General features: G+C 43.5%; 1 protein-coding gene. It reads left to right on the forward strand.

The window, feature by feature from the left end:
• Positions 1–250: 250 nt before the first annotated feature.
• On the forward strand, positions 251–3,202 hold the full coding sequence (locus NJ959_RS27580; RefSeq protein WP_254014963.1) for a hypothetical protein: 2,952 nt from the start codon (positions 251–253) through the stop codon (positions 3,200–3,202).
• Positions 3,203–3,266 lie beyond the last annotated feature (64 nt).

Below are 3,266 nucleotides of genomic sequence, written 5' to 3' on the forward strand. Positions count from 1 at the left end.
TAGGGAGTAGGGAGTAGGGAGTAGGGAGTAGGGAGTAGGGAGTAGGGAGTAGGGAATAGGGAGTAGGGAATAGGGAGTAGGGAATAGGGAGTAGGGAGTAGGGAGTAGGGGTAATACCACAATTTGTGAAATATATCCAGAAAATATGGGCGCAATATTATAGACATATGGCGAGTAAAGTCGCTATTGAGTCGTCATACAATAAAACGCTACCCTTGTATATGGTCGCAGTATCCTGGCGGAGGTTTAGATGGAATACTGGGAATTTCTAGTCCAGAAAGAAGGCGATCGCTCTTGGCAGCCGATTAAATCACCTAAGATTGAATTGGCAGCGGGTAGGTATCGGGTGGTAGTCCACTCAAACCGCATCAGTACCGATGTGGAAATTTGCGTGACTCACACTAGTACAGACGAAATGCCGCCCAAGCGAAGATCTCAAAAGCGATCGCGCCGCACTAACAAAGAAGGGTTAATGGTAGTGATTCCCTTCACATTCCTCAAACCTGGTTTGTGGGAATTCCGTTGCTGCGGTGATGTTATGTCGGATTTTCTGGGCAATTCTTGGCAGGAAGTGCTTCAGTTATATGTTTTACCAAAAGTTACTGCAATTGAAGCTATTGAAGCACCCTCAGTATCAGGTGGGGCAGTAGATAAAGAGGTTAGAGATGGTAGGTTAGAGGTAGAAGGTAACGGGCAAAAAGCGGAAGAAGTTCTCTCGCCTACCATCTCTAACCTCTCACCTGCCACGTCTAACGTCTTAACCAAGAAAACTGTCCCTCCATCCCGGATCAACCCTCCATCCCTTGAACCAGCACTATCCAGCAACCCTATACTGGAGAAATCGCTACAGATGCTGGAGCAAGTATTGCAGGAAGTACTAGATCCCATTATCCAAGAATTCGATCGACCTACTTATGAAGAGGCAAGAGGTAAGGGGCAACAAGTAACAGAAGAAGCTCAAAATATCTCACATCCTGCCTCTGACATCTCACCTCTCACCTCAATAGAGACGACTTGGCAAGGGATAATCCTCAGCCTTGATGAAGATGCCTTGGTAGTGAAGCCGGAAGCATCCCTGACTATTAGAGGAAAAGTTGATTTACCAGATGCCAATCAACTCGAAAATGGCAATGGCGGAAACGGGAACAACGATCTGTTCCAAGGCATTTTGTCTTACGAACTCCGCCATCCCCAAACAGCACAAGTCATCCTAGAGGCACAAAAATCCTTATCACAGGAAAAACTGCCGCTAAAATTTAGCCACGAGTTGGAGATTCCGCCAGATTACAATAGTTGTTTGCTATTGGGCAAAGTTACACTTTATGGGTTGGGAGGGATATTATTAGCTGTTCAACCCTTTACAGTTACGGCAGATTTAGATAAATTATTAGGAGCAATTCAACTAGATAGTGAAGAGGTGACTGAGGGAAACAAAAATGTTCCAGTCTACCCCATCTCAACCTCCCAGGCACTAGCAGGAACTATTCCCTTATTAAATCAAAATCTCCTCAATCTAGTCAACTTCCCTCACAGTCATCAGCCACTTGTTTTTTCAGCCTCATCTGGACAGCTATTACCGCCGCAGCTTTCCCCAGGAAATCCCCCTCAGCGATCGCAAAAATCCCTCGATCTTCCCACATTCTCTAAGGCAGAGCCATCTGTTGTTAATGGGGAAGAGAAGGAAGGGAGAATAGAAGAGGCTAACCAGGGCAATTTACCTCTGACTGAAAGCCTATCGACTGATGATAATGAATCTATTTATAGGGATCTTATTCAGGAAGATATTATTACAGAAGTCCCCATTAATTTTGAATTAACTCATGTAGAAATAGCCCATAATAAAGAAGAATCAGCGCCAGAATTACCTGCCACGGTGGTTAGGTTACAGGATTATAAACAGCAAAAGAATATTGAAAATGGGGATAATTTATCTCTTGCCAATTCTAGATTAACTGGTTTAGTTGACAATCAAATATTCCCAGTAATAGACAATGGGAAAGAAGAATTAGAAAGCCGTTCAGCATTCGGAGCTAATGAGGCAAGAAGTAAGATAGAAGAGGAAGAAGAAAGCATATTATTAAATCAAGAATACATATCACAAACAGAAGAAAAAGTCAATATTGAAAATGAGGAACCCCTCCGAGAAAGCTCAGAGGAGATTCCCTTTGACACTGTGGGAGACGAAATCACATCAATCCCGGTTTCAAGAACAGCAATGTCAGATCCACTGCTTCTAGGTCCTGAACCTGTGAAGAACGACCCGATAGAGGTCGATCGGGCTTTTCAATCATTAAATTTAGAAACCCGTTTTTGGTCGCGAATTAATGATTTGATGGGGGATACAGAGTTATCAGAAGCGCTGAAGTTTGACTTACTTGTTTCTAATAATTTATCAGAAACACAGGAGCAAGTTACCCCAATTATTAATTCAGAACCCTTAGCAGATGGGGAGGAAGAAGAAGTAACATTACCCCTTGATTCAGATTCCTTAGCAGATTGGGAGGAGGAAGTCACGCCACCTCTTAATTCTGAATCTGGGGGAGAAGGGGATTTTGATGAATCAATTTGGGATGAAGAAACAGAGGAATTCAGTCCTCACACAGATGAAATAGAAACACCTACCCAAGAAGATATTATTCCTGTAAAGACAAAAATACCAGATCGGAGATCTTTAGCAGAATTAGCTAGTATAGATTGGGCGGCTCAAGAAATTGTGATCGAGGATGAATCTCTATCATCAGGAGAAGCAGCCCAGGTCGAAGGAAATGGTTCTCGTAAGATTAAATCAGGTAAACGGCTATCCTCACAACCGAAAACGGAACCTGTGTCTCAAATAGAGTCTGATTCGCCACTCCCTGCACCTAAATTACTGATTCCCACACACGAGTTGGTATCTGGAGAACCCGTACTCGTGCGGGTGCAAGTGCCTTGTGATTCGGCGCGTTTAGGGGTTAAACTATGGATTCAAGATCGGCAAAGTCGGACGTTACTAGATGGACCTCGTTGGTTAATGGATTTGTTACCCAATGGTGTGGAGGAATTGGAAGGGATTACTCAGTTGATCGTACCATTTGGGACAGTGGAAATTCGGTTTGAAGCGATTTCGATTGATTTGGATAGCGATAGGGAAAGCCATAAAATTTCGATTGATTGTGTGGTTGTTCCTCCTGATTTACCTCAACTTTCTTTTGATGATTTTTAGGGTGTATGAGTTTCAACCGCCCAGCATCGGCGATTGGAAATCGCGGCTACACAAACCAAGTCTG

It is taken from the genome of Limnofasciculus baicalensis BBK-W-15 (genome assembly GCF_024178385.1).
Taxonomy (GTDB): Bacteria; Cyanobacteriota; Cyanobacteriia; order Cyanobacteriales; family Coleofasciculaceae; genus Limnofasciculus; species Limnofasciculus baicalensis.